This window comes from Streptomyces sp. NPDC088354 (assembly GCF_044753585.1).
In the GTDB taxonomy this organism is placed as follows: Bacteria; Actinomycetota; Actinomycetes; order Streptomycetales; family Streptomycetaceae; genus Actinacidiphila.
The window spans coordinates 465,701-492,531 of sequence record NZ_JBIVNJ010000001.1 but is presented as its reverse complement, the minus strand read 5'-3'; the positions used below and the strand labels follow the sequence as shown (position 1 = coordinate 492,531).

The following is a 26,831-nucleotide window of genomic DNA, read 5'->3' as shown; positions in this document are numbered from 1 at the left end:
CTCCGGGCCGGAGCTACGCCGCTATACACGGACCCGTGGCACCACTGGGTTCAGTTCGATGTCGCGCAATTTTCTGCGGACCCCCTCGGCGTCGGGATGACCCATGCCGTCCAGGATGGAAAGCGCCTGCCGCAGCGCGTCGGCCGCGGCGGTGGCGGCACTCGCGGCGAGGTGGGTGTCGGAGATGTGGACGAGGGTGTCGGCCTCCAGGTACGCGTCCCGGATCTCCCGGTACATCCGCAGCGCCCGCCGGAAGCAGTCCAGCGCCTCCTCGTGACGGTGCAGCCGGTGGTAGGCGCAGCCCAGGCTGTCCCATGCGGCGGCCTCACCGTTGCGGTCGCCGGTCTCCTGGTGGATGACCAGCGAACGGCGGCACTCCTCCACGGCCTTGTCGTACTCGCCGAGCAACATGTACGTCCAGCCGACCTCGTTGTGCACACTGGCCTCGCCGTTGAGGTGTCCACCGGAGCGGTACAGGTCACCGGCGAGCGCGTAGTGGCGCAGCGCGTCGGCATGCCACCCGTGCCGGTTGGACAGGAAGGCCCAGTAGCGGTGGACCCGGGCCTGGCCGCAGGGTTCGCCGACCTCCCCGAACAACTGCAGGGCGCGCAGCAGGTGTTCGCGCGCGCTCTCCCACCGTTCCAGCCGCCCGAGCGCGAAGCCGAGCGCCCGGTGGGCGTGCGCCTGGCCGAGGACGTCGCCCTGCCGCTGCGCCGCGGTGGTGGCCGTGGTCTGAGCGGTCCGCTGCTCCTGCCAGCGGCCGCCCCGGTCCAGGTACAGCTCCACGAGCACGGCCAGCCGCCAGCTGTGCGCCCCGTCCCCGTGCCGGCCGTCGTGCTCGATGACGGCGAGCAGCACCGACCGTTCGGCGTCGAGCCACTCGGCCGCGGCACGCCGGTCGGTGAAGCGCTCGGGGAGGGTGTGCGGGGCCGGGCGGCGCAGCGCGATCCGCTCGCGGTGCGGGGCGAGCGCGGCGTCGGCGGCGTGCGCGCTGTGCAGGTAGTGGTCGAGCAGCCGGGCGCAGGCCGCGGCCGCCTCCGCCGGGGCGTCGTGCTCGCCGGCCAGTTCCGTCGCGTACGCCCGCAGCAGCCCGTGGCAGGAGAACCGGCCCGGTACGTTCTCGAAGAGCAGATGCGCGCGGACCAGCTCCGCAAGCAGGGCGCGCGTCTGCCCGGGACGCCGGGCCGAAAGGCTCGCCGCGGCGGCCACCGACCAGTCGGGACCGGGGTGCACGGCCAGCAGCCGGAACAGCCGGGCCGCCTCCGGGCTCAGCGCGTGGTACGACCAGGAGAAGACGCAGCGCGCGTCGCCGAGCGGCACCTCGCCGGTGAAGGCGTCGAGGCTGCCGTGGCTCTCCCGCAGTTCCTCGGCGATGGCGGACAGCGGGAAGCCCGGGTTCAGGGCCGCGCGGGCGCTGACGATGGCCAGCGCCAGCGGAAGCCGTCCGCACAGCGCGACGATCTCCGCGGCCGCCGTCGGCTCCCGAGCGACCCGTTCGGCGCCCAGCCGCAGGGCCAGCAGTTCCACCGCGTCCCCGTCGCCGAGCAGGTCCAGGGTGAAGGAGCGCGCCCCCTCGGCGGCCACCAGCCCCTGGAGCTGGTGGCGGCTGGTGACGACGGCCAGGCAGCCGGGCGCGGACGGCAGCAGAGGGCGGACCTGCTCGGAGTCGCGGGCGTTGTCCAGCACGACCAGGACCCGGCGGCCGGCCAGCAGGCTGCGGTAGAACGCGGCCTGCGCCTCCAGGCCCGCGGGGATGCGGCCGACGGGTGTCCCGAAAGCGTCGAGCAGGGCGCGCAGCGCCTCGGCGGTGCCCATGGCCGCACCCGTGAGGTGGAAGCCGCGCAGGTCGAGGTAGAGCTGGCCGTCCGGGAACCGGTCGGCGATCCGATGGGCCCAGTGCACGGCCAAGGTGGTCTTGCCGACCCCCGCCATGCCGCTGATCACCACGGCCTGCGCCGGTTCCGCGGGGCCGGACGGCAGCATCCGGGACAGCTCCAGCTCCGCACGTCTCCCCGAGAAGGCGGCGAGGTCCCGGGGCAGCTGGGCCGGGCGCAGCAGCTCGGCGCCCCCCGGGGCGTCGGCCGCGGGACCCGCGGCGTCCGCCGGGACTCCGTCGAGGACGGGCACCGGGTCCTGCGGGGCCGGCCGGACCACGGCCGTGCCGTCCAGCACCTTGTGCTGCGCCTCCCGCAGCTCGGGACCCGGGTCGAGGCCGAGCTCGTCGGCTATCCGGGCCCGTACTCCCTGGTAGACCTCCAGCGCCTCCGCCTGGTGCCCGGTGGCGGCCAGCACCTCGATCAGCCGGGCCTGCAGCACCTCGTCCAGCGGGTGGTGGGCGGCGGCCTGGCGCAGGGTGACGAGCACCCGCTCGGTGAGCACGGCGCCCGCCGCCGGCGCGTACCCGGCGGCCTCCTTCACGGCGATCAGGTGCTCGTTGTCCACCGCGGCGAAGACCGGGTGCGCCCGCACCTCCGGCGCGATGCCGGAAGCCGTCGGACCGCGCCACATCCCCAGTGCCTCGACCAGGAACCCGGTGGCCCGCGCCCGGTCGCCGTGCAGCGCCACCTGCTGCGCCCTTGTGCGCAGCGCCCGGAACCGCAGCAGGTCCAGCTCGTCCGGCTCCACCTCCACCCGGTAACCGCCCGCGTCCCGCACCAGGCGGCGCGAGGCGGTCCCCGACGGCAGGTCGGGTTCGAGCAGCCGGCGCAGCGCGCCGACGTGCCGGTGGACGACGTTGACCGCGGTCGCCGGGGGCTCCGGTCCCCAGAGGGCGTCCAGGATCGCGTGCAGGGGCACCGGTTGCCCGCTCTGGGCCAGCAGCAGCGCGAACAGGGCCCGCCGCTTCGGAGGGCCCAGTTTGACCTCGGCTCCGTCCCGCCAGGCACGGACCGGCCCGAGGATCTGGAAACGCACCACCACCCGGCCAAGCTTGGCATGCCCGCCGGGCTGCGTCGCCCGCGACCGCGAAGCACCGGCCGCGGGCCCTGCGGGCGGGGTCTGTGCCCGCGACCGTTCCTTTGGCATGATCCCTTCCCATCGCACCCGCTGTTCGAAGGGATCACGCGGTGATCGTCACCGTCACGCTGAACGCCGCCCTCGACGTGACCTACCGCGTCCCCAGGCTGCGTCCTCACACCACCCACCGGGTGTCGGAGACCGCCGAACGCCCCGGCGGCAAGGGCCTGAACGTCGCCCGTGTGCTCGCCGCGCTCGGCCACGAGGCGGTGGCGACCGGCTTCGCGGGCGGCCCGGCCGGTGACCGGCTGCGGGACCAACTGGCCGACGTGGACGGCGTGACCGACGCCCTCGTGCCGATCTCCGGGACCACCCGGCGCACGGTCGGCGTCGTGGACGGGGCGGGCGGCGGCACGACCATGTTCAACGAGCCCGGCCCGACGATCACTTCGGAGGAGTGGACGGCCTTCCTCGGGGTCTACCGCAAGCTCCTGGACGACGGCGCGCGGGCCGTCGCCCTGTGCGGCAGCCTGCCGCCGGGACTGCCTGTCGGCTGCTACGCCGACCTCGTGCGCGACGCGCGGGGCGCGGGCATACCCGTCCTGCTCGACACCAGCGGCGAACCGCTGCGCCGCGGACTGGCCGCCCGGCCCGACCTGGTCAAGCCCAACGCGGGCGAACTGGCCGGTCTGACCGGCGCGTTGGAGCCCCTGCGGGCCGCCCGGGACGCCCGGCGCCGCGGGGCCCGCGCGGTCGCCGCCTCGCTGGGCCCGGACGGCCTCCTGGTCCTCACCGAGGACGGCTCCGTCCTGCGGGCCCGTCCGCCCGCGCCCGTCACCGGCAACCCGGCCGGCGCGGGCGACTCCGCCGTCGCCGGCCTGCTGTCCGGTCTCGTCGAGGGCCTGGACTGGCCCCGCCGGCTCGCCCGTGCCGTGGCTCTGTCGGCGGCGACCGTGGCCGCGCCGGTGGCGGGCGAGTTCGACCACGGGACGTACGCGGACCTGCTCGGCCGGATCGCGGTCACCCACGCGGAGGAGGAACCGCGCTAGGCCTCCCGGACCGTCGCGCGGCGCCCCGGCGCGTCAGCCCTTGTGCTGGCCCGCCTCCACCCACACCCGGTCGAGGTAGAAGTTGCACTGGTTGCCCGCCTCGCAGGACAGCGCCACTGTGTTCTCCCCCTTCTTCAGCGCGATGTAGCTGAAGGAGTTGGTCCAGGCGTGCTCGTAGTCACCCGGCTTGGCGTGCGACCAGTTCGACAGGCTGATGGGCCGTGCCTGCTTCGAGCCGTTGACCGTTATGGTCGCGTTGCCGTCCGCGCCGGGAACGGTGTAGTCGACGAACAGGGTGTACGCGCCGTCCTCGGGCGCGTCGAACTTCCACGTGACGGCGGCGCCCACGGTCTCCATACCGGCGACGTACTTGCCGCCGGCGGACTTGGCCCCGGGCACGTCCGTCGCGATGGTGGCGCCGCCCGACAGGGGCAGGCTCGCCGCGTCCGTCTTGCCCGGCAGCCCGCCGCCGGCGTCCTCGCTGGCGGCGGAGGACGGCTCGTCGCCGCCGGTGCCCGCGGCGGCGGTCGGCGACGGGGAGTTCCCCGCCTTCGCGTCACCGTCGGACCCGTTGGCCATGGCGACGCCGATGCCGATCGCGACGGCCGCGACCACGGCGACGGCGCCGATCAGCAGACCCTTGCTGTTGGGGCCCGTGGACCGGGAGGCCGCCGCGCGGCGGCCGCCGCCGGGACCGGCGGGGGCGGGCTGCGGCATGGCCTGGGTCGCCTGCGGCTGCTGGCCGTACCCCGGCTGCTGCTGCGGGGGCTGCTGGCCGTAACCGGGCTGCTGGGGCCGCTGCTGCTGTTGCTGTTGCTGTTGCTGCTGGGGGTAGCCGTAGGCGGGGGGCTGCTGCTGGCGGCGCTCGCCGACCCGCTGGACCTGGTTGTACGACGTGCGGGGCACACCCGGCTGCGCGACGGGCGACTGACCTGCGTCCTCGCCGTCCTGCCGGTACAGATACCCGAAGGGGTCGTCGTTCCCGGGCTCGGGGGCGCCGTTGTTGCCGGCCGTCATCCGCTCTTCACCTTCCACTGCCTATCGCTTGCACAGCACCTATCAGTGCCGGGAGACCCGGCATAAGGGGGTCTGCTCTCCGGATGGCCAATGTTCATGATCGATTCAACCGCGGCTGTCGCGGGCGGACACATCCCTGCCCCGGGTACCCTACCGGTCCGCGAAGAGCGACCGCGGATCGCGAACCCTCCGAGATGGGCCCATACGGTGGAGCCGTGACCGAAGACACAACCGGGGACCGGCCCGGGGACGCGGGCGGGTGGACGGGGTGGCGGGAAGCCACCGAGCGGGCGCTGTACGGGCCCGCCGGCTTCTTCCGGCGCGAGCGTCCGGCCGCCCACTTCCGCACCTCCGTGCACGCCTCGCCGCTCTTCGCCGGCGCCGTCGCGGAACTGCTCCGGCGCGTCGACACCGACCTCGGGCACCCGCCGGAGCTCGCGTTCGTCGACGTCGGCGCGGGCGCCGGAGAGCTGGTCAGGGCGGTCCTGGAGACCCTGCGGGAGCCCCGGCTGCGGGTCTGGGCGGTCGAGAAGGCGCCGCGTCCGCCGGGTCTGGACGAGCGCGTCGTGTGGTGCGCGGAGCCGCCGCGGGGCGTGCGCGGACTCCTTTTCGCCAACGAGTGGCTGGACAACGTACCGGTCGACGTCGCGCAGACGGACGCGGAGGGCGTCGCCCGGTACGTCCTGGTACGCGCCCGCGACGGGGCCGAGCGGCTGGGCGACCCGGTGGCCGGCGCGGACGCCGCGTGGCTCGACCGCTGGTGGCCGCTGACGGGCGCGGAGGAGGGGACGCGGGCGGAGATCGGCCGGTGGCGGGATTCCGCCTGGGCGGACGCGACGGCCCGCCTCGACGCGGGACTCGCCGTCGCGGTCGACTACGGGCACGTGGCCGGCGCCCGTCCGCCGTACGGGACGCTCACCGCCTTCCGCGAGGGCCGCGAGATCTCCCCCGCCGTGCCCGACGGCTCCAGCGACATCACCGCGCACGTGGCCATGGACGCCTGCGCCGCCGCGGCCGGCGCCGGGGCCGTCCTCACCACCCAGCGCGAGGCCCTGCACGCCCTCGGCGTCACCGGCGGCCGCCCCCCGCTCTCCCTGGCGTCGACCGATCCCGGCGGCTACGTCCGCGCCCTGGCCGCCGCCGGCCAGGCCGCCGAGCTGACCGCCCCCACCGGCCTCGGCGGCTTCCTCTGGCTCAGCCTGCCCGTCGCGCCCAACCGGCCCGCACGGCGGGTGGGACGGGTGGGAAACTAGGCGCATGACGGAGACCACGATCGGGATCGGCGGCGCCGCCGAGGGCACGGACATGGTGCTGAACATCGGCCCGCAGCACCCCTCGACGCACGGCGTGCTGCGGTTGCGGCTGAAGCTGGACGGGGAGCGGATCAGCGAGGCCGAGCCGATCGTCGGCTACATGCACCGGGGCGCGGAGAAGCTCTTCGAGGCCCGCGACTACCGCCAGATCATCATGCTGGCCAACCGCCACGACTGGCTCTCCGCCTTCTCGAACGAACTGGGCGTCGTCCTGGCGGTGGAGCGCATGCTCGGCATGGAGGTGCCGGAGCGCGCGGTGTGGACCCGCACCCTGCTCGCCGAGCTGAACCGGGTGCTCAACCACCTGATGTTCCTCGGCTCGTACCCGCTGGAACTGGGCGGCATCACGCCGATCTTCTACGCGTTCCGCGAGCGCGAGGACCTCCAGGCGGTCATGGAGGAGGTCTCCGGCGGCCGCATGCACTACATGTTCAACCGGGTCGGCGGCCTCAAGGAGGACCTGCCGAACGGCTGGCACGGACGCGCGCGCGCCGCGGTGGCGCAGGTGCGCTCCCGCATGGGGACCTTCGACGACCTGGTGCTGGGCAACGAGATCTTCCGCGGCCGCACCCGTGGCGTCGGGGTGCTGCCGGCGCGGGACGTCCACGCGTACGGCGTCAGCGGCCCGATCGCGCGCGCCTCGGGCGTCGACTTCGACCTGCGGCGCGACGAGCCGTACCTGGCCTACGGGGAGCTCCAGGACACCCTGGAGGTGGCGACCCGCTCCGAGGGCGACTGCCTGGCCCGCTTCGAGATGCTGCTGCACCAGACGCACAACGCCCTGGACCTCGCGGACGCCTGCCTGGACCGGTTGGCCGAACTGCCCCCGGGCCCGGTCAACCAGCGGCTGCCCAAGGTGCTCAAGGCCCCGGAGGGCCACACCTACGCCTGGACGGAGAACCCGCTCGGGCTCAACGGCTACTACCTGGTGTCCAAGGGCGAGAAGACGCCGTACCGGCTGAAGCTGCGCTCGGCGTCCTACAACAACATCCAGGCGCTGGCCGTGCTGCTGCCCGGCACCCTGGTCGCGGACATGGTGGCGATCCTCGGCTCGATGTTCTTCGTCGTGGGCGACATCGACAAGTAGGGCCGCGCAGGGGCACTGCGCCACTACGAGGAGGACCGGAACTACGAGGACTGGGCGCGCAGCTCGCTGAGGTCGAGCTGCTCGGTCTCGTCGTGCACGGTGAGGTCGATGACCTCGGCGCCCGCCTCGGCCGCGGCGCCGGACTGCAGCGCGGCGCGGGCGGCGAGCGCCTCGTCCCCGACGACGTCGGCGAGGTCCGCCTCCGCGGCCCCCTCCGCCCCCGGCGGCAGTTCCTTCGGCTGGCCCTTGGCGTTCTTGGCCGTGCCGAAGAAGTCGAACCCGCCCTGGGCACGGGAGGCCTGCTTGTGCGGCTTGGCGTACGGAAGGACGGCCGCGGCGACGGCCGGCAGCGCCTTGGGCTGGCGCACCGGCAGGGCCGGGTTGCCCGCGGGGCGCTCCAGGACGCCGCTGGTGGCCGTGGAACCGTCCGCGGCGGCGTGCCGGCCGTGCTGCTCGTCGGAGTCCGTCACGTCGCGGCGGCGGGCCTCCTCGACGGTGGCCGCGGCCTGCTGGCGGGCGGCGTTGCGCGACAGGTCCTTGAGCGCCGTGGCGGCCCGCAGATAGGCGGTGGGGCCGAGCGCGTTCGCCGGCACCGGCAGCGCGGAACCGGCGGCCTGGCGGGCCAGCACACGGCCGTCCTCCAGGGCGCGGGCGCGCTCGGACTCGGCGGTGGCGTAGCGGCGCAGCAGATCGGCGTGCTCGGTGCGCAGCCGGGCCAGTTCGGCGCGCTTGCCGCGCAGTTTGTTCTCCAGCTTGCCGCGCAGATCGCGGGAGTCCTCGAGGTCGACCTCCAGCTCCGCGATGCGCTCGTCGGCGCGCCACTCGTCGCGCACGCGGGCGGTCTTGAGGTCGGCGACCTGCTTGCCGGCCGAGCGGTCCCAACTGCGCAGCAGGAAGGCACCGGTACCGGCGGACGCCGCCGCCGCGAACACGAGGACACGGAGCAGCGCCGGATCACCGATCGCCAGCGCGCCGAGCGCGAGGGCCGCGGCGGAACCGGCGACCGTCACGGGCGGCAGCAGCCTGTGCAGCGGTTGGGAATGGCGGTGGCGTCCACGTGGCATGCCAAGGAACTTAGCGTGCCCGTGAGTCGCATGGGGCTCCGCCTTCCGATTTCTCACTGAACATACAACGACAAATACGGAGGGCGTCCGCGCCGATACCATGCGTTGCCCCCGGCCCTCCGCGGAGGAATTCCGCTCCCGCCCGGCACCACGGCGGGCCCTTGGACGCGAGGTGTTCCGCGGCCGCACGCCGGCCGTCCCCCTCCGCTCCACACGGGCCTGCTGGACCCGCCCCGGCCCCGCGGAGATCACTGGCGGGTGGGCGGCGGGCGCGTGACAATCGGCGGGAGGGCCGCCGGACGGCGTCCCGACGGGGAGCCGTCACATGAGCACACCGCGGGACTTGCTGATCACCGCCTCCGAACCGGCCGTCGGCCGCTCCGTGGAGCAGGGCGATCTGTCGCTCGCGCTCGCCGGGGCCGAGGCGGTCGACCTCATCGCCGCCGGGGCCGTGACGCTGGCGGACGACCGCCTCGTGCCCGGGGAGCGGTCCCCCCTGGCGGACCCGCTGCTGGACCGTGCCGCGGCGGCGCTCAACCGCCAGGCGCCGTACGAGACGGTCACCGACTGGCTGTGGCGCCGGGGCCGGGACCTGACCCCGGCCTACCTGGCCGCGCTGGAGGCGGACGGCGAGCTGGAGGAGAAGCGGCGGCGGCGCTGGGTGGTCCTGCGGACGACCTCGATCGTGCCGACCGACACCCCGGCCCGCCGTCGCGCGGCGGAGCGCTGGGCGGCGGCGGAACCCGTGCTGGCCGGCCTCGGGACGGCCGTGGGTCTGCGGGACGGAGCACCGCCGGCCGCCGACCCGGGGACGGCGGCCGTGCTCGCCGCCGTGGACGACGCGGTGGGCGAACTCGCCGCCGAGCGCCGGCGCCGCGCGAGGCGGCGGGAGGACGCCCACGCGGAGAACGTCCGGCGCGGCTACTGACCGCCCGCGCGGACCGTACGCGGCGGACGCGGCGTACGGCGTACGCCGAGCGCTACGCGCGGTCCCCTATGACGCCGTTGCGGTGGTCGTCCTCGTCCTCGGGGAGCCGGCAGACCCGCTCCAGGAAGAGCGCGGCGGCGCACACCGCGACGCCCGCGATCACCGCCGCGCCACCGTAGATCGCCTGGTTGCGGCGGGGCTCGTTGTCGAGCTCGTACATGATCAGGAACACGACCGCGCCGCCGTACATGCCCGCGACCAGGGAGGCCACCAGCGCGCTCGCCTGGCCGAAGACCACCGCGCGGGCGGCCAGCAGCGGGTCCACCCCCTTGGCGCCGGGGCGCCGCTCGCGCTGGGCCCGCAGCCGGGAGCGCAGCGACAGCGCGGTCGCGGCCAGCACGACCGCGATCAGCGCCAGCACGATGGGGGCGGCCACCGGCACGCTGGGCAGCGTGCCCACCGAGTCCCACAGCTTGGCGCCGGCCCAGGAAAGGACCCCGGCCACGACGAAGAGACCGACCAGGGTCCTGATACGCAGCGCCTTCACCGAGTACTCGCTCCCCACATCGACGGACACAACGACGAAGTCGTCAACGATTACTCGGGCAGCCTGAGTTCCACGTCACCGCGGGACCAGACCGCCTCCCGGCCCACACCGGCCAGCAGCCCCGCCACCGGGCCCGCGCCCGGCAGTTCCGCCGCGGGGTCGATGTCGTGCCACGGCGCGAGCACGAACGCCCGCTGGTGCGCGCGCGGGTGCGGCAGCGTGAGCTCCGGGTCGTCGGAGACCACGCCCTGGTAGGCCACGATGTCGACGTCGATGGTCCGGGGTCCCCACCGCTCGGTGCGGGTCCTGGCGAAGGCGTCCTCGATGGCCCGGCCGCGCTCCAGCAGCGAGGACGGCGGCAGGGTGGTCCTGATCAGGACCACGGCGTTGAAGTAGTTCGGCTGGGAGCCCGGTTCGACGCCCCAGGGCTCGGTCTCGTACACCGGCGAGACCTTCTTCACCCGGACGCCAGGAGTGTCCTCCAACGCGTCCACGGCGCCCTGGAGGGTGTCCAGGCGGTTGCCGAGATTGCTCCCCAGGGAGATGACGGCGTACTTGGGGTTCTGCAGCGTGGAGTCCGCCGCGTCGACCTGCGCGACAACGGAGGCCGGGACGGGCTGCACGGTGGGGTCGTAGCTCACGGGCGCCTCCGGATGATCGATACGGTCACGTCGTCAAAGGGAACGGTGATCGGGGCCTGCGGCTTGTGCACGGTCACCTCGACCTCCTCCACCAGCTCGTGCTCGAGGCACTGGTCGGCGATCCGCTGGGCGAGGGTCTCGATGAGGTCCACCGGCTCGCCTCGCACGACGGCCGCGACCTCCTCGGCGACGATCCCGTAGTGCACGGTCCTGGTCAGGTCGTCCGTGGCCGCGGCCGGCGCGGTGTCCAGCCCGAGGACGAGGTCCACCACGAAGTCCTGGCCCTCGCGGCGCTCGTGCTCGAACACGCCGTGGTGCCCGCGGGCCCTCAGGCCACGCAGCGCGACTCGGTCCACGATGCACTCCCACTGGTCATCGAACGCATGAACGAATTTGGCGAGGGGCAGGACGTAACAGTACGCCCTTACTCGAATCTACCTGCGACCGCCGACAGCCCCCAGTACCGGGGCAGTAGGGGGCCCGAACGACCCGCGCTTACCCCGGAGCGGAGGCCCGTATTCCGCTCCGGTCCGGTTGTTGGCACGAACGGGTGGCACCCACCGGGGTGTTCAGGCCGCACCCTCGCCGTCGTCCGCGCCGTCCCCGTCGTCCTCACCGGCACCGGCCATGACCGGGGAGCCGTGGTGCACCCACAGCCGCCAGCCCTCCGGTGTGCGCCGGAACACATTCGTGGCCACCACCAGACCGCCCACCAGCGAGCCCATCTCGCCCTCCTCCTCGGCCGGGCCGCCGGTGAGGATGTTCTCGGTGCACGTCACGAGCGCCGTGTCCCCGTCGACCGCGACCTCCACGTCCGTGAGGAAGAACTGGATGTAGTCGGTGTTCGCCATGATCAGCGCGTACGAGCGCATCACCTCACGGCGGCCGCGCAGCACCGGCCACCCCGGGTGCACCACCGACACCGTCTCCGCCAGCGGGCCGGTCAGCACCAGTTCCTCCAGCGCGTCCAGGTCCGAGCGCTCCACGGCGTCGTAGAACGCCTGGTTCGCCTGTTCGACCTGCGCCGCCTCGGCCGTGCGCGGCGTCACCGCGACACCCCCAGCGCCACGGTACGGCGCGACCGCGCCCCCCGACCCCACTGCCACCGCTCGCTCATCGCGCCCCTTCGATCGCCCGCGCCACACGGACCGCGTCCGCACTGTCGTGCACCTCGTGCACCCGCACCGCCCACGCCCCGCGGCTCGCGGCGATCGCGGTCACCGCGGCCGTCGCCGCGTCCCGCTCGCGCGCCGGCGGCGGATCGCCGCCCTCACCGGCCAGGACCCGGCCGAGGAACCGCTTGCGCGAGGCCGCGATCAGCAGTGGGCGGCCCAGCGTCCGCAGGTCCTCCATGTGCGCGATCAGCGCGAGGTCGTGCTCGGCGTCCTTGGCGAAGCCCAGGCCGGGATCGAGGACGATCCGCTCCGGGTCGATCCCGCCGGACACCGCCGCGTCGAAGCTGCGCCGCAGCTCGTCGGTGACCTCGCCGACCACGTCCGCGTAGACCGCGCGGTTGTTCATGTCGATGCTCTGGCCGCGCCAGTGCATCACGACGAACGGGGCGCCCGACGCCGCCACGACCGGGATCATCGCCGGATCGGCGAGGCCGCCGCTGACGTCGTTGACCAGCGCCGCGCCCGCCCCGACCGCCTTCTCCGCGACCGCGGCGCGCATCGTGTCCACGCTCACCACGACCCCGGCCCTGGCCAGTTCGCGGACCACCGGGATCACCCGGCGCAGTTCCTCCGACTCGTCCACGCGCGCCGCCCCCGGGCGGGTCGACTCGCCGCCGACGTCCACCAGGTCGGCACCGGCCGCCACCAGGTCCAGCCCGTGCTTCACGGCCAGCTCCGGGTCGAACCACTCGCCGCCGTCGGAGAACGAGTCCGGCGTGACGTTCACCACGCCCATGACCGCGCACCGGTCCCAGGACGGCAATCCGGCCACGTGGCCGCGCATCGTACCCATGAGGTCAGCCTATGTGGCGGCCCGGACACCGGTCACCGAAGACGCCGGGAGGCCCAGGCGGGCAGGGCGAGGGTGACGAAGCCCTCGGCCCGCATCGCGGCCAGGCCGATCCGGGGCAGGTCCTTCGTGGCGCGGAAGACCAGGAAGCGCGGCAGCCACTCGGGCTGGAACTTCGCGTTGAACTTGTACAGCGACTCGATCTGGAACCAGCGCGACAGGAAGACCAGCAGCCCGCGCCAGGTGCGCAACACCGGCCCGGCGCCCAGCCGCTCACCGCGGGCCAGCGCCGAGCGGAACATCGCGAAGTTCAGCGAGACCCGCTTCACCCCGAGTTCCGGAGCCCGTTGCAGCGCCGCGACGATCAGCAGCTCGTTCAGGCCGGGGTCGGCGGCCCGGTCGCGCCGCATGAGGTCCAGCGACATCCCGTCGCTGCCCCAGGGCACGAAGTGCAGCACCGCCCGCAGTTCGCCGTCCGCGTCGTGGGCGGTCGCCACCACGCACTCCGCGTCCGACGGGTCGCCGATCCGGCCCAGCGCCATCGAGAAGCCGCGCTCGGTCTCGGTGCCCCGCCACGCGTCGGCCGCGCGGCGGATCAGCTCGCGCTCGTCCTCGGCCACCTCGCCCACCCGGCGCACCTTGCACGCGTAGCCGGCCCGCTCGATCCGCTTGACCATCTGCCGTACGTTGCGCATGGCCCGCCCGGACAGCGAGAACGCCGCCGTCTGCACGATCGCCTCGTCGCCCAGCTCCAGCGCGTCCAGCCCGGTCTCCCGGGTCCACACCTCGCCGCCGGTCTCGCTGCAGCCCATCACCGCCGGGATCCACGCGTGCGCGCGGGCCTCCGCCATGAAGCGGTGTATCGCGCCCGGCCAGGCCTCGACGTCGCCGATCGGATCACCACTGGCCAGCATCACCCCGGACACGACGCGGTAGCAGACCGCCGCCTTGCCGCTCGGGGAGAACACCACGCTCTTGTCCCGGCGCAGCGCGAAGTGCCCGAGGGAGTCCCGGGCGCCGTGCCGGGCCAGCAGGCAGCGCAGCCGCTCCTCGTCCTCCGCCGTCAGTTCGGCGACCGGGTGGGCGGGGCGCAGCGCCAGGTACGCGGTGGTCGCGGCGGTCAGGAATCCGAGGCCGCCCAGCGAGTACGCGACGACGTCGGCCACCTGGTCGGTGGCGTAGGCGACCGGCCCGTCGAAGCCGAACAGCCCGTACACCACCTCGGTGAACCGCTGCGCCACCGTCGGGTCGCCCATCTCCGCCGCCGGGTGCGCGCTGACGATGAGCAGCCCCAGCAGCACGCTGAGCCCGCTCAGTCCGGCGAACGCCGCCACCGCCCGCCATCGCGTCCGCGGATCGCCGAGCGCCGAGAACTCCGCCCGGTACCTGATCAGCAGGGTCAGCAGCACCGCCGACAGGACCGCGCCGCCCAGGGAGTGACGGTGCAGCAGCTGCGCCACCCCGCCGATCGGCAGCAGGACCACCGCGGCCCGCCAGGCGCGCTTCTTCCCCCGCTTGAGGGCGTGCGCCAGCATCAGCATGAGGATGCCGGTCACCACGGCCGCCGCCGCGGCCACCGACGTGACGGTCCCGGGGACCACCCCGGCCAGCACGTGCATCCGGCTGTAGCGGAACCGGGGGAAGATCCCGGCCGCCAGGTCCATCAGCCCGACCAGCGCGCACGCCGTCCCCACCGCACGAGGGGACGCCGCGGCGGGCAGCACCGCGGGAAGCCTCCGCTCTGCTCCCCGGGAAACCCGTGCGCCGGGATCTTCCTGTGCGACGACAGACATGGCCCCACCAAGCTCCAGCGTTGCGGAAAAGTCCCGTACGCCCCACTCGCGTACGAAGATGTGCGCCCAGTAGGACGTGAACACCCGCCCTGGGGTTCCGTCGGTGGCACAACCGTGTCCCCCCGGATGTCGTGCCCGTCCGGGGGGGGACCCTCGCCGGACACCGCCGGCGATCAGCTCATCGCGACATGATCATGCTCATGGCCTCGGCCCGCGTGGCGGGGTCGCGCAGCTGCCCGCGCACCGCCGAGGTGAGGGTCTTGGCGCCGGGCTTGCGGACCCCCCGCATCGTCATGCACATGTGCTCGCACTCGATGACCACGATCACACCGCGCGGTTCGAGTATCCGCATCAGGGACTCGGCGATCTGCGTGGTCAGCCGCTCCTGCACCTGCGGACGGCGGGCGAAGACGTCCACCAGCCGCGCCAGCTTGGACAGTCCGGTGATCTTGCCGTCCGCCGACGGGATGTAGCCGACGTGCGCGACGCCCACGAAGGGGACCAGGTGGTGCTCACAGCTGGAGAGCACCTCGATGTCCTTGACCAGCACCATCTCGTCGTGCCCGAGGTCGAAGGTGGTCGTCAGCACGTCCTCCGGCTCCTGGTAGAGCCCGGCGAAGATCTCCCGGTACGAGCGCGCGACCCGCGCCGGGGTCTCGCGCAGGCCCTCCCGGTCGGGGTCCTCGCCGACGGCGATGAGGAGTTCGCGGATCGCGTTCTCGGCACGCTTCTCGTCGAACTCGCCGATGGGGCTCAGCTCGCCCTCAAGGGTCACCGGGTCGGTCATGTGTGCCTCGTTCCTCGTACGCCGTACCACGCGGAAAAGCCGCGCCCCCCAGGATAGGAAACCTGGGGGGCACGGCGGACATTCCGGTGAGCGTGAGCGATCCCACGCCGGGGGCGTCAGCCCTCGGTGCCGGGTTCCTCCGGGAGCTCGACGCTCTCGGCGGACTTGCTCAGGGAGCCGGCCGCGGTGGCCGTGCCGTTGGCCGACGGCTGGGTGCCGTTGGTCAGGGCGAGCTCCTTGGGCGAGAGCACCGGCGGGCGGGTCGACGGCGTGCGCCGCGAGGAGCCCGTCCAGGCCGGCCGCGGCGGGCGCTTGACGATCTGCTTGAAGACCTCGGCGATCTCCTCCTTGTTCAGCGTCTCCTTCTCCAGGAGGGCCAGAACGAGGTTGTCGAGGACGTCGCGGTTCTCGACCAGGATCTCCCACGCCTCGTTGTGCGCGGTCTCGATGAGCTTCTTGACCTCTTCGTCGACCAGCCCGGCGACCTCTTCCGAGTAGTCGCGCTGGTGGGACATCTCCCGGCCGAGGAACGGCTCGCCGTCACTCGTCCCGAACTTGATCGCGCCCAGCCGCTCGGTCATGCCGTACTGGGTGACCATCGCACGGGCCGTCGCGGTGGCCTTCTCGATGTCGTCCGCGGCACCGGTGGTCGGGTCGTGGAAGACCAGCTCCTCCGCCGCGCGGCCGCCCATGGTCATGGCCAGCCGGTCGAGCATCTCGTTGCGGGTGGTCGAGTACTTGTCCTCGTCCGGCAGCACCATGGTGTAGCCCAGGGCACGGCCGCGCGACAGGATCGTGATCTTGTGCACCGGGTCGCTGTTCGGAGAGGCCGCCGCGACCAGGGCGTGTCCGCCCTCGTGGTACGCGGTGATCTTCTTCTCCTTCTCGGACATGATCCGGGTGCGCTTCTGCGGGCCGGCCACGACACGGTCGATGGCCTCGTCCAGCATCACGTTGTCGACCAGCTTCTTGTCGCTGCGCGCGGTGAGCAGCGCCGCCTCGTTGAGGACGTTGGCGAGGTCCGCACCGGTGAAGCCGGGGGTGCGGCGGGCGACGGCCTTGAGGTCGACGTCCGGCGCGACCGGCTTGCCCTTCTGGTGGACCTGGAGGATCTCCAGGCGGCCCTGCAGGTCCGGACGGTCGACGGCGATCTGCCGGTCGAAGCGGCCGGGACGCAGCAGCGCCGGGTCCAGGATGTCGGGGCGGTTGGTGGCGGCGATCAGGATGACGCCGCCCTTCACGTCGAAACCGTCCATCTCGACCAGCAGCTGGTTCAGCGTCTGCTCGCGCTCGTCGTGCCCGCCGCCGAGGCCCGCACCGCGGTGCCGGCCGACGGCGTCGATCTCGTCGACGAAGACGATGGCCGGGGCGTTCGCCTTGGCCTGCTCGAACAGGTCGCGGACCCGGGAGGCACCGACACCGACGAACATCTCGACGAAGTCGGAACCGGAGATCGAGTAGAACGGCACGCCCGCCTCGCCCGCGACGGCACGCGCGAGCAGGGTCTTGCCGGTGCCGGGCGGGCCGTACAGCAGCACACCCTTGGGAATCTTGGCGCCCACGGCCTGGAACTTCGCCGGCTCCTGGAGGAACTCCTTGATCTCCTGGAGCTCCTCGACCGCCTCGTCCGCGCCCGCGACGTCGGCGAAGGTGGTCTTCGGAGTGTCCTTGGTGATCAGCTTGGCCTTGGACTTCCCGAAGTTCATGACCCGGGAGCCGCCGCCCTGCATCTGGTTCATCAGGAACAGGAACACGACGACGATCAGCACGAAGGGCAGCAGCGAGAGCAGGATGCCGACGAAGGCGTTCTGCTTCGAGGGAGCGACGGTGTACCCCTGCGGGAGCTGGCCGTTCTCCGACTTCGTCTGCAGCGTCTTCGCGATGTCGACGCCCTGGTCGCCGATGTAGCTCGCCTTGATCTTCGAGGAGCCGAGGTCCTTGCCGTTGACCTTGGCGCCGTCCTTGAGCTGGACCTTGATGGTGCTCTCGTCACCGGTGGTGAGCTCTGCCGACTTGGCCTGATTGGTGTCGATCGCCGCGATGACCTGGCCGGTGTCCACCGTCTTGTAGCCGCCGGACGAGCCGACGACCTGCATCAATACGACCACGGCGAGGACAGCCAGCACGATCCACATGACTGGCCCACGGAAATAGCGCTTCACGTCCATCCATGCGGGGCGATCACGCCCCGTCCCTCCTGCCACAGTGAGGCACAGCGGCCGGAGAGCCGCCGGTGCATCCGGTGTATGAACCGACCTTCGGACGGTACCCCAGCATTGTCACCCGAAGTCGCCGGAGACCGTTAACAAACAGCGTTACCACCCTCCAACGCCGCGGAGGGCGTGAGGGTTCCCGCAGGCCTCAGCCGCCGTACACGTGCGGCGCAAGAGTGCCGATGAACGGCAGGTTCCGGTACTTCTCCGCGAAGTCGAGGCCATAGCCGACCACGAACTCGTTCGGGATGTCGAATCCGACGTACTTGACGTCGATCGTGACCTTGGCCGCATCAGGCTTCCGCAGCAGCGTGCAGACCTCCAGCGAGGCCGGACGGCGCGAGCCGAGGTTGCTGATCAGCCACGACAGGGTCAGGCCGGAGTCGATGATGTCCTCGACGATCAGGACGTCACGGCCCGCGATGTCGGTGTCCAGGTCCTTGAGGATGCGCACCACGCCGGAGGACTTGGTCCCGGCGCCGTACGAGGACACGGCCATCCAGTCCATCGTGACGTGGGAGGACAGGGTGCGGGCGAGATCCGCCATGACCATCACCGCGCCCTTGAGGACGCCGACGATGAGCAGGTCCTTGCCTTGGTAGTCCCGGTCGATCTTCGCCGCCAGCTCCGCCAGCTTGGCGTCGATCTCTTGCTTGGAGATGAGCACCTTCTCGAGGTCGGTGCCCATGTCGTTCTCGTTCACCCGTACAACTTCCGGCTCGGTCTACAAGGCCTGGAAGAACAGTCTGCCATTGCGCCGCCCGACGGCGACTCCGCCCGGCAGGTTGAGCGGCTTCTGACCGCGCCAGGCGGTGAGCAGGCGGTCGGTCTCCTCGATGTGGCGGGCGAAGAGCGAACCGGCGGGGGAACCCGCGGCGAGGGCCGCGCGGCGCAGCACCCGGCGGCGGACGGCGGGGGGGAGCACGAGCAGGCGGGCGATGTCCAGGCCGCCCTCGGCGTCGGAGGCGGACCGTTCCGCCTCGGCGGCCCACTGGTCGAGGGCGTCCGCGTCGTCTCGGGAGAGCTGGGCGGTACGCGCCAGCGCCTCGACCACGCCCTTGCCGAGGGACTTCTCCAGCACGGGCAGCGCCTCGTGCCGGACGCGGGAGCGGGTGTAGGCCGGGTCGTGGTTGTGCGGGTCCTCCCACACGTCGATGCCCTGCGCCAGGCAGGCCTTGCGGACCGTGTCCCGGTCCAGCAGCAGGAACGGCCGGCGGTAGCGGCCGTTGACCGACGGCATGCCGGACAGCGACCGGATGCCCGAGCCGCGCGCCAGCCCCAGCAGCACCGTCTCGGCCTGGTCGTCGCGGGTGTGGCCGAGCAGCACGGCGGTCGCGCCGGCGCGCTCCGCGGCGGCGTCCAGGGCCGCGTAGCGGGCGTCACGGGCCGCGGCCTCGGGGCCGCCCTGGCGGCCCACGGTGACCGCGACCGCGTCCACCGGGTCCAGGCCCAGGCCACGCAGGCGGGCGGCCACGTCCACGGCACGGACGTCCGAGCCGTCCTGGAGGCCGTGGTCGACGGTCACACCGCCGGCGCGCACGCCGAGTTTGGGGGCCTCGAAGGCGAGCGCGGTGGCGAGCGCCATGGAATCGGCGCCGCCGCTGCAGGCGGCGAGCACCAGCGGGCTGCCGCCCGCGTGGTCGGTCAGGACGTCCTGGAGTACGCGGCGGACCGCGAGGCGTATCGCCGCGACCGCGGGGTGGGGACCCATGTCCGGTTTCCCTCCTGAAGAGCACTGGCGGAGCAGTGGAGGCAGTGGAGACGGTGGAGTGACGCAGGGTAGCTAGATGGTGACAGACAGCGTGCGATACCCGAGCATTGCACGCTTACGCTGCGCCGACGGTCCCTCGGACGGGTGAAAGGACAGGCGAAAAGACGAGCAAAGGGCGGCTGGAACAACGGCTGGGGACGGGGTGGGGTAACGGGTGGGGGCGGGATGCGCCGGAGCGGGAACGGCCCCGGTGGCTCAGGTCTCGGTCCTGCGCTGCACCCGCGCCACCCAGTCCGCCGGTTTGGCGATCTCCAGCTTCGTCGGCAGCGTGTTGGGCGAGGTCCAGATCCGGTTGAAGCCGTCCATGCCCGCCTGGTCGACCACGGCCCGCACGAAACGCTCGCCGTCCCGGTACTGGCGCAGCTTGGCGTCCAGTCCCAGCAGCCTGCGCAGCGCCTGGTCCAGCCGCCCCGCGCCGCTCTGCCGGCGGAGCTGGAACTTCTCCCGGATCTCGGCCACCGACGGCACCACGTCCGGCCCGACGCCGTCCATCACGTAGTCGGCGTGCCCCTCCAGCAGCGACATCACCGCGGTCAGCCGGCCCAGGATCTCCCGCTGGTTCGGGGTCTGCACGAGGTCGATCAGGCTGCGGCCGTCCTCCGGTCCGGCGTCGATCCTCTCCTCCTCGGCCTCGGGACGGCCGCCGGAGAAGGACTGGAACGCCTCGCGCAGCCGCTCGATCAGCGTGGAGGGGTCGATCTCGGTCTCGCCGAGGAAGGCCTGGACCTCCTGCTCGATGTGGTCGCGCAGCCACGGGACGGCCGTGAACTGCGTGCGGTGGGTCTCCTCGTGCAGGCACACCCAGAGCCTGAAGTCGTGCGGGTCCACGTCGAGTTCGCGCTCCACGTGGACGATGTTGGGGGCCACCAGCAGCAGCCGCCCGGTCCGCGGCTCGCCCGGTCCCGGCACCGCCGGGCCGGCCGGCATGTCGCGGGACGCCGGGGCGAACGTCTCGTACTGGCCGAGGACACGCGAGGCCAGGAAGCTCAGCAGCATCCCGACCTCGACACCGGTCACCTTGCCGCCGACGGTGCCGAGCACGGCGCCGCCGGGGCCGCCCGGCTTGCGGGCCTGCATCTTGTCCAGCAGCGGCTTCAGCACCTCGCGGAAGCCGGCCACATTGGCCTTGATCCATCCTGGGCGGTCCACGATCAGCACGGGCGTGCCGGCGTCCGTGGGCTCCTGGTCCCCGAACATCCGCGTGAACGCCCGTACGTGGGCCTCCGACTCCTTCGCGTACCCCCGCAGCTCCGCGACCACCGCGCGCGCCTCGTCCCGGCTGACCTCGGGTCCGGGCCGCACGAAGCGGGTCGCGGTCGCGACCGCGAGATTCCAGTCGACCATCTCCGCACCACCGATGCTCGTCATTCCTTCACGGTACGTGCTGTCCCCCGCGCTCGGGAGCGTTCGCGGGGTGTCGGGTCAACCGTGGCAACCGCATTGGGCCACCGCCGAGGCGAGCCGGTCCAGGGCGCGCATGGCCGACGCGGGGCTGGTGGTGCCGTTGGTGAGGAAGGCGAAGGTGACGAGCCGGCCGTCGGCGTTCACCACGGTTCCGGCCAGCGCGTTGACCCCGGTGAGGGTGCCGGTCTTGGCGCGGATGACGCCCAGGCCGCCGCCGGCGTCGTCCGAGGTGAAGCGTTCCTTCAGGGAGCCGGTGAAGTGGGCGACCGGCAGGCCCGTCAGGGTGGGCCGCAGTTCGGGGTACTCGGGGTCGCCGGCCAGCACCAGGAGCCTGGCGAGCTGGTCGGCGGTGAGCCGGTCGGCCCGGTTCAGACCGCTGCCGTCGTTGAAACGGGCGCCCTTCAGCGGGACCCCCAGCTCGCGCAGCGCGGAGGAGATGCCCTTGGCGCCGCCGCTGAAGGAGCCGGGCAGACCGGCGGCGAGGGCGGTGTGCCGGGCCAGGGCCTCGGCGATGTCGTTGTCGCTGTTGGTGAGCATCCGCTCGACCAGGTCGGACAGCGGCGCCGAACGCACCACGGCCAGCCGGTCGGCGGCGTGCCCCTCGGGGGCCGAGCGCCGGTCCACCGCTCCGGTGACCTTCACGCCCCGGTCGCGGAGCATCCCCGCGAAGGTGGCCGCCGCCTTGGCCGCGGGGTCCCAGACCCGGGCCACCGGGCCCTTCCAGCTCTTGACGTCGGCGCGGCCCTCGTCCGCCATGAGGGCGTCGACCGGGGCGATGTTGTCGTTGTGCCCGATGGGATGCACCGTGGGCCCGCTGTAGAGCGACGTGTCGTACGACAGCCGCACGGTGCGTGTGCCGCGGGCCTTGAGGGCGCGGGCGGTGCCGTCGGCGAGGGCGCGCAGCGAGGCCGCCGCATAGCCGCCCCCGGCGGACTTGCGGGCCGTGAGGGTGGGATCGCCGCCGCCCACCAGGACGACGCGGTCGTCGCCGTCCGCGACGACACCGGTGGTGAGCCGGTGGTCGGGTCCGAGCAGCGACAGCGCGGCGACCGCCGTGGCGATCTTGGTGGTGGAGGCGGGCACGGCCGCGGTGCCCTCGCGGTGGCCCCAGACGCCCTCCCCGGTGGCCGCGTCGACGACCGCGCCGGTGGTCAGCGGCCCGAGCGCCCGGTCCTTGAGCAGCGGGGCGAGCCGGCCGGCGAGGCCGCTGCCGCCTGGCGGCAGGGCTCCCCGCGGGCCCACGGCGGCGGCGAGCACCCGGGGCGCCGGAACCGGCGCGGAGGCCCCCTTGCGGCCCCCGGAGGGCCCTTGGGACGGTCGCCCCGCCCCGCCGGCCCCGGCCGGCTTCTCCTCCCGGGAGGCGGCCCTCACCCGTTCGGCCGTACGCTGGCCTGACTCCCACGGTCCCGCGAGGGCCACCGCTGTCAGCGCCACGGCGAGGCCGGCGGCGGTCGACCCCGCCACCACCTGCCAGTTCTTGGAGACGGGCACCCCGGACCAGCCCCTTTCGCGACCACACACAAGCGTGGGAGACACTTAATCACCAGAAGTATGTGCTGATCATGGAGGACAGGCTGTGCTCGAGTTCGACGTCACGATCGAGATCCCGAAGGGTTCCCGGAACAAGTACGAAGTGGACCACGAGACCGGTCGTATCCGCCTGGACAGGCACCTGTTCACCTCGACGGTCTACCCGGCGGACTACGGCTTCGTGGAGAACACCCTCGGCGAGGACGGCGACCCGCTGGACGCCCTCGTCCTGCTGGACGAGCCGACCTTCCCCGGCGTGCTCGTGCGCTGCCGCGCGATCGGCATGTTCCGCATGACGGACGAGGCCGGCGGCGACGACAAGCTGCTGTGCGTGCCGGCGTCCGACCCGCGCGTGGAGCACCTGCGGGACATCCACCACGTCTCGGAGTTCGACCGCCTGGAGATCCAGCACTTCTTCGAGGTCTACAAGGACCTGGAGCCCGGCAAGTCCGTCGAGGGCGCCAACTGGGTCGGCCGCGCCGAGGCCGAGGCCGAGATCGAGGCGTCCTACAAGCGCCTGAAGGAGCACGGCGGCCACTGACGCCGTGCGACCGCCGAGGGCGGCGCGCTCCCTGCCGGGGGCGCGCCGCCCTCGTGCGTGCTCAGGGCTGCGGCCGCGGACCGTCCTCGCCCTCACCGCAGGCCGCCAGCAGTTCGGCCAGGGAGCCGTGCAGCGCGGCGGCCAGCGCGTCCGCGTCGGGCACGGCGGCGGCGTCCGCGAAGAGCCCGATGTGGACCCGGCCCCGGTAGGTCGAGATGGCCACCGCCAGCGACTGGCCGCGGGCGAGCGGGGCGATCGGATGGAGTTCGGTCATCCGGCAGCCGCCCAGCGTCAGCGGCACGTCGAGCATCGGCACGTTGGTGACCAGCACGTCGAACAGCAGACGCGCGGAGGCGGCCAGCAGCGGCGCCGCGAAGCGGTGCGCGAGCGGCGGCACGCTGTCGGCGAGCAGCGCCACCGCCCCGGGGCCGGTGTCCGGCCCGGCGGCCTTGTTGCGGTCCATGCCCTCGCGGACACCGCGCAGCCGGGCCAGCGGGTCGGCCTCGCCGACCGGCAGCCGCAGCAGGTAGCCGGAGATGCGGTTGCCCCGGCCGCCGCGCACGCCCTTGCGGCGGCGGCGCGCCACCGGGATCAGGGCGCGCGGGCCGGGGCCGTCCGGGTCGTCGCCGCGCGACTCCATCCAGCGCCGCAGGGCACCGGCGACGACGGCCATGACCACGTCGTTGACGGTGCCGCCGCTGGTCTTGCGGACCCGGTGCATGTCGTCCACGTCGAGCGAGGCGCCGGCGAAGCGGCGCGGCGCGCCGCCGTGCCGGGGGGCGGCACCGAGCGCGGCCGGTCCGCCGGGGTCGAGAGAGGCGCGCAGCACCGCCGAGCCGATGCCCAGCGCCCGGCCCGCCTCGCGCACCCGCGACGGCAGGGAGGCGACCATCTGCCGCGGGTCGGGGAGCCCTGAGAGACCCGGCAGTCCGGTCAGGCCGGGCAGTCCCGGCAGCGCGGGCAGGTGCAGACCGGCCGGCCGGCGGGGCGCGGGCGGCACGGGGGCGGCGGCAGCGGCCGGTGCCGCCGCGGCGCGCGGCGCCGGGGCGGCCGGCCGTGCGCCCTGGTCGAGCAGGACCGCCCCGAACTCCACGGCGCGCAGACCGTCGGCGAGCGCATGGTGGAGTTTGACGAGTACGCAGACGGGCGCGTCGGGCACCCCCTCGATGACGTACACCTCCCACGGCGGGTGCGCGCGGTCCATCGGACGGGACATCAGCTCCGCGACGGCCGCGGAGGTGTCGGCGCGCCGGACGGCGTGCACGTGCCGCCGGGCGTCGAAGTGCTCGTCGGGGGCCCAGGCGGCGCCGCCGACGCCGTACCAGACGTCGCGCACGCGCTGGCGCATGCGCGGCGCGTTCTCGGCGCGCGCGGTGATCAGGGCCGCGAGGCCCTCGGCGTCGACCGGGTGCCCCGGGTCGCGTTCGAAGACGGCGACGGCGCCCAGGTACATGGGGTGGCCGGGTGAGTCGAGATTCCAGAAGGCGAGATCCAGCGGGCTCAACAGCTCGTCAGCCAAGGCTCCTCGCCTCCGAAAGTTCGGTTTTGCCCCGGATCGGACACCCACGTACGCAGTGAAACGCCTGGGAATGATTACAGTCAACTACGACCACGATACGGACAGTTAACATCAGATTTCCCGACGCATCATCAGGAACGGCCGTCCGGGGGTCCGCAGAGCTCAGAATCCGCGCGTGCGCTTCGCCGCCGCGCGGCGTCGTGCCTGGTCAGCGCCCCCGGGCAGCCTCAGGAAGAGCCGCGCGATCTCGCCGCCGAGGTTCACTCCGATGGCCACCGCGAGCGCCAGCGCGGCGGCCTTGGTGAGCGAGGCGAAACCCTGGTCCAAATGGCCCCGGGTGAGCCCGAGGAGTCCGTAGTACGTCGCCGAACCGGGCAGCAGCGGCCCGATCGCGGCCGTCACGTACGGCAGCGCGGAGGCGAAGCGGTAGCGGGAGAGCATCTGCCCGAACAGGCCCACCAGGCCGGCGGCGACGGCGGTCGCGGCCACCGGCGACATCCCGATGCCGACGGACTCCTGGTGCAGCGCCGCGTAGACCGTCCAGGCGACACCGCCGTTGAGCGCGGCCAGCGCCAGCACTCCGCGCTCGCACTGCAGCAGCACCGCGAAGGCCAGGCTCAGCACCATCGCCGCCACCAGTTGCAGCGGAGGGTTCTCGTACGCGCGCAGCGCCTGGTCCGGGTCCAGCTGCGCGCCCAGGCTGACCCCGGCGTACAGGATCAGGGTCACGCCGATGACGATGCCGGTGAAGAGGTACATCACCTCCAGCAGCCGGGCCGAGGCGGTGATGTAGAAGCCGGTCAGGCCGTCCTGCACGGCGGCCACCAGGGCCCTCCCCGGGATCAGCGCGAACAGGCCACCGGTGATGACGGAGGAGGCCTGCAGCGTGCTCGTGCCGGGCAGCACATGGCCGAAGCGGGCGATGAGCACACCCAGCGCGGCGGCCGGCATGGCCGCCGCGACGAACTGGTAGAACTCCGGCAGGCCGCGTCCCGCGCACAGCCAGGCCAGCCGGTCGCCCAGCACGGCCCCGAGGGCGGCGACCGCGAAGACCACCGGGCCGCCGCCGCCCACCAGGAGGCTCGCCGCGCCGGCGAGCATCCCCGCGGCGGCCGTCAGCAGCCAGCCGGGGTAGGGGTGGCGGTTGCGCCGGATCAGCCCGAGACGTCGGTAGGCGTCCTCGAGGGTCAGGTCGGCCGCGGTGATGTCGTTGATCAGCCGGAAGACGGCCGCGAGGCGCGTGTAGTCGGTGGCCCGGCGGCGCACCGTGCGGTTGGCCGTGGCCGGCGGGTCCACCAGCGAGGGCTGGTACGAGATGCTCAGCAGCGTGAAGGTCACGGTCGGCTCCACCCGGCCGAGCCCGTACGCGTGGGCCACGCCCAGCATCGCGGCCTCGACGTCCTCCGCACCCTCGCCGCCGGCGAGCAGCAGTTCCCCGATGCGCAGTGTCAGGTCGAGCACGCGCGGCACGGCGGGCCCCGTGCCTGCCTCCGGCTGCACGGTGGGCTGCTCCGGCGCCGGGCGCTCGCCGAGCGGCATGCGCAGCATCGTCCGCATCCGGTCCGGCCAGGGGGCCTCCTTGGAGAGGCTGACCACCGGGACCCCCTCGGGGGGCGTGAACGCAGGGTGCGACAGCTGCGGGGAGGTCCTGGGGCGCGTGAAGGCGGAACCCCGCGGTTCCGGCTTGGGCAGCTCGACCCCGAGCGGCGGGGTGAATTCCGAGCCGCCGGTCGGCTGCTCGGGCTCCTCCGGGTGCGCCACGGCGTTCCTCCTCTCGGCTTTCGGCTCTCGGCTCTCGGCGTGCTCCCGGGCCGGGCGTGGCTGGGGGAGGGTGTCGCCACCCTCCCCCAGGCACAGTGGTTCGACTGCTTGACTGCCCCTGACCCCGGACGTTAACGCCGGTTCGCACGGTGGCGCCCGCCGCCGGAGGCGGTGGGGTTCTGGACGGGCGGCTGCATCGGCCCGGCGCCGTCGGCCGGGGACTCCGGCCGCGGCGGGGCCTTCTTCGCCGCGGAGCGGGCCCGCAGGAACTCGATGGCGATCGGGACGACCGAGACCAGGACGATCGCGACCAGGATCAGCTCGATGTGCCCGCGCACGAACGCGATCTGCCCGAGCCAGTAGCCGAGCAGCGTCACCCCCGCGCCCCACAGGGTGCCGCCGACGATGTTGTAGGTGACGAAGGTGCGGTAGTTCATCCGGCTGACGCCGGCCACGATGGGCGTGAACGTACGCACGATCGGCACGAAACGGGCCAGGACGATCGACTTCGCGCCGTACTTCTCGAAGAACTCGTGCGCCTTCTCGATGTTCTCCTGCTTGAACAGCTTGGAGTTCGGGCGGCGGAAGAGCGAGGGGCCGACCTTGCGGCCGAAGAGGTAGCCGACCTGGTCACCGGCGATGGCGGCGAGCACGACGAGCAGGCAGACGGCCCAGATCGGCCAGTCCAGCTTGCCGCCGGCCACCAGCAGGCCACCGGTGAACAGCAGGGAGTCACCGGGCAGGAAGAACCCGATGAGCAGACCCGACTCGGCGAACACGATCGCCAGCAGGCCGATGAGGCCCGCGGACGAGATGAGGTAATCGGGGTCGAGCCATTGCGGGCCCAGGGCGATAGTCGTCACGCGCCAAAAGTATCAACGCGGTCGCGACCGAACCGTTCCCCGTACGCGAACGGCCGGCCACGGTCACCCCACGCGTTCCGCGG

At 73.2% G+C, this 26,831-nt stretch carries 23 protein-coding genes; 5 read left to right on the top strand and 18 right to left on the bottom strand.

Features of this window, described 5'->3' with window-relative positions; genetic code table 11:
* Positions 1–21: 21 nt before the first annotated feature.
* Positions 22–2,919, bottom strand: a complete 2,898-nt coding sequence (locus ACIP98_RS02320) for an AfsR/SARP family transcriptional regulator (protein ID WP_401973255.1) — start codon at positions 2,917–2,919, stop codon at positions 22–24.
* A gap of 146 nt (positions 2,920–3,065) precedes the next feature.
* On the opposite strand from ACIP98_RS02320, the gene ACIP98_RS02315 reads away from it, so the two are divergent.
* Positions 3,066–4,004, top strand: coding sequence for a 1-phosphofructokinase family hexose kinase (locus ACIP98_RS02315; protein ID WP_319662921.1), 939 nt, complete (start codon positions 3,066–3,068; stop codon positions 4,002–4,004).
* A gap of 33 nt (positions 4,005–4,037) precedes the next feature.
* On the opposite strand, the gene ACIP98_RS02310 is transcribed toward ACIP98_RS02315, so the two are convergent.
* Positions 4,038–5,021, bottom strand: coding sequence for a carbohydrate-binding protein (locus ACIP98_RS02310; RefSeq protein ID WP_401973254.1), 984 nt, complete (start codon positions 5,019–5,021; stop codon positions 4,038–4,040).
* Positions 5,022–5,215: 194 nt separating this feature from the next.
* Here ACIP98_RS02310 and ACIP98_RS02305 point away from each other — a divergent pair, with 194 nt between their 5' ends.
* Both ACIP98_RS02305 and ACIP98_RS02300 read left to right on the top strand, forming a co-directional pair.
* The gene (locus tag ACIP98_RS02305) at positions 5,216–6,274 is read left to right on the top strand and encodes an SAM-dependent methyltransferase (RefSeq protein ID WP_401973252.1); all 1,059 of its coding nucleotides are present in this window, start codon (positions 5,216–5,218) and stop codon (positions 6,272–6,274) included.
* Positions 6,275–6,278: 4 nt separating this feature from the next.
* Entirely contained in the window at positions 6,279–7,421 is a 1,143-nt protein-coding gene (locus ACIP98_RS02300; RefSeq protein ID WP_319662918.1) for an NADH-quinone oxidoreductase subunit D, read from the top strand.
* Between the two features lie 41 nt (positions 7,422–7,462).
* Here ACIP98_RS02300 and ACIP98_RS02295 read toward each other — a convergent pair whose 3' ends face one another.
* Entirely contained in the window at positions 7,463–8,485 is a 1,023-nt protein-coding gene (locus ACIP98_RS02295) for a hypothetical protein (RefSeq protein ID WP_319662916.1), read from the bottom strand.
* 325 nt (positions 8,486–8,810) lie between these two features.
* Here ACIP98_RS02295 and ACIP98_RS02290 point away from each other — a divergent pair, with 325 nt between their 5' ends.
* Complete coding sequence (locus ACIP98_RS02290) at positions 8,811–9,413, top strand: GPP34 family phosphoprotein (RefSeq protein ID WP_319662915.1); 603 nt, start codon at positions 8,811–8,813, stop codon at positions 9,411–9,413.
* Between the two features lie 52 nt (positions 9,414–9,465).
* Here ACIP98_RS02290 and ACIP98_RS02285 read toward each other — a convergent pair whose 3' ends face one another.
* The 12 genes from ACIP98_RS02285 to dacB all read right to left on the bottom strand — a co-directional run bounded on the left by ACIP98_RS02285 (position 9,466) and on the right by dacB (position 22,025).
* Complete coding sequence (locus tag ACIP98_RS02285; protein WP_319663069.1) at positions 9,466–9,960, bottom strand: DUF3180 domain-containing protein; 495 nt, start codon at positions 9,958–9,960, stop codon at positions 9,466–9,468.
* A 50-nt stretch (positions 9,961–10,010) separates the two neighbouring features.
* Positions 10,011–10,601 (bottom strand): 2-amino-4-hydroxy-6-hydroxymethyldihydropteridine diphosphokinase, encoded by a 591-nt coding sequence (folK, locus tag ACIP98_RS02280; RefSeq protein ID WP_319662914.1) that lies wholly within the window; start codon positions 10,599–10,601, stop codon positions 10,011–10,013.
* Positions 10,598–10,957, bottom strand: a complete 360-nt coding sequence (folB, locus tag ACIP98_RS02275) for a dihydroneopterin aldolase (protein ID WP_319662913.1) — start codon at positions 10,955–10,957, stop codon at positions 10,598–10,600. Before folB ends, folK begins: the two co-directional genes overlap by 4 nt.
* Before the next feature lie 213 nt (positions 10,958–11,170).
* Positions 11,171–11,650, bottom strand: a complete 480-nt coding sequence (locus ACIP98_RS02270; RefSeq protein WP_319662912.1) for a nuclear transport factor 2 family protein — start codon at positions 11,648–11,650, stop codon at positions 11,171–11,173.
* Positions 11,651–11,714: 64 nt separating this feature from the next.
* The gene (folP, locus tag ACIP98_RS02265; RefSeq protein ID WP_319662911.1) at positions 11,715–12,569 is read right to left on the bottom strand and encodes a dihydropteroate synthase; all 855 of its coding nucleotides are present in this window, start codon (positions 12,567–12,569) and stop codon (positions 11,715–11,717) included.
* Between the two features lie 32 nt (positions 12,570–12,601).
* Entirely contained in the window at positions 12,602–14,359 is a 1,758-nt protein-coding gene (locus ACIP98_RS02260) for a phosphatidylglycerol lysyltransferase domain-containing protein (RefSeq protein WP_401973249.1), read from the bottom strand.
* Positions 14,360–14,537: 178 nt separating this feature from the next.
* Complete coding sequence (gene folE / locus ACIP98_RS02255) at positions 14,538–15,146, bottom strand: GTP cyclohydrolase I FolE (protein ID WP_319662910.1); 609 nt, start codon at positions 15,144–15,146, stop codon at positions 14,538–14,540.
* Between the two features lie 116 nt (positions 15,147–15,262).
* Positions 15,263–17,314 carry an ATP-dependent zinc metalloprotease FtsH gene (gene ftsH, locus ACIP98_RS02250; RefSeq protein WP_319662909.1) on the bottom strand — a complete coding sequence of 684 codons (2,052 nt, stop codon included), beginning with the start codon at positions 17,312–17,314 and terminating at the stop codon, positions 15,263–15,265.
* A 193-nt stretch (positions 17,315–17,507) separates the two neighbouring features.
* The gene (gene hpt, locus ACIP98_RS02245; RefSeq protein WP_319663067.1) at positions 17,508–18,047 is read right to left on the bottom strand and encodes a hypoxanthine phosphoribosyltransferase; all 540 of its coding nucleotides are present in this window, start codon (positions 18,045–18,047) and stop codon (positions 17,508–17,510) included.
* 36 nt (positions 18,048–18,083) lie between these two features.
* Positions 18,084–19,070: a tRNA lysidine(34) synthetase TilS gene (gene tilS / locus ACIP98_RS02240; protein WP_319662907.1), complete on the bottom strand. Its 987-nt coding sequence runs from the start codon at positions 19,068–19,070 to the stop codon at positions 18,084–18,086.
* 255 nt (positions 19,071–19,325) lie between these two features.
* Positions 19,326–20,498 carry a zinc-dependent metalloprotease gene (locus ACIP98_RS02235; RefSeq protein ID WP_319662905.1) on the bottom strand — a complete coding sequence of 391 codons (1,173 nt, stop codon included), beginning with the start codon at positions 20,496–20,498 and terminating at the stop codon, positions 19,326–19,328.
* Positions 20,499–20,552: 54 nt separating this feature from the next.
* Positions 20,553–22,025, bottom strand: a complete 1,473-nt coding sequence (gene dacB, locus ACIP98_RS02230; RefSeq protein ID WP_401973247.1) for a D-alanyl-D-alanine carboxypeptidase/D-alanyl-D-alanine-endopeptidase — start codon at positions 22,023–22,025, stop codon at positions 20,553–20,555.
* An 85-nt stretch (positions 22,026–22,110) separates the two neighbouring features.
* Between dacB and ACIP98_RS02225 the strand changes: the two genes are divergently transcribed.
* The gene (locus ACIP98_RS02225; protein ID WP_319139054.1) at positions 22,111–22,605 is read left to right on the top strand and encodes an inorganic diphosphatase; all 495 of its coding nucleotides are present in this window, start codon (positions 22,111–22,113) and stop codon (positions 22,603–22,605) included.
* A gap of 61 nt (positions 22,606–22,666) precedes the next feature.
* Here the strand turns inward: ACIP98_RS02225 and ACIP98_RS02220 are convergent, their stop codons facing one another.
* The 3 genes from ACIP98_RS02220 to ACIP98_RS02210 form a co-directional block, all read right to left on the bottom strand.
* Positions 22,667–24,124 (bottom strand): wax ester/triacylglycerol synthase family O-acyltransferase, encoded by a 1,458-nt coding sequence (locus ACIP98_RS02220; protein WP_401973245.1) that lies wholly within the window; start codon positions 24,122–24,124, stop codon positions 22,667–22,669.
* Positions 24,125–24,286: 162 nt separating this feature from the next.
* Positions 24,287–25,885, bottom strand: coding sequence for a threonine/serine exporter family protein (locus ACIP98_RS02215; protein ID WP_319660385.1), 1,599 nt, complete (start codon positions 25,883–25,885; stop codon positions 24,287–24,289).
* Positions 25,886–26,016: 131 nt separating this feature from the next.
* Positions 26,017–26,748 (bottom strand): VTT domain-containing protein, encoded by a 732-nt coding sequence (locus ACIP98_RS02210; protein WP_319660384.1) that lies wholly within the window; start codon positions 26,746–26,748, stop codon positions 26,017–26,019.
* Between the last annotated feature and the right edge of the window lie 83 nt (positions 26,749–26,831).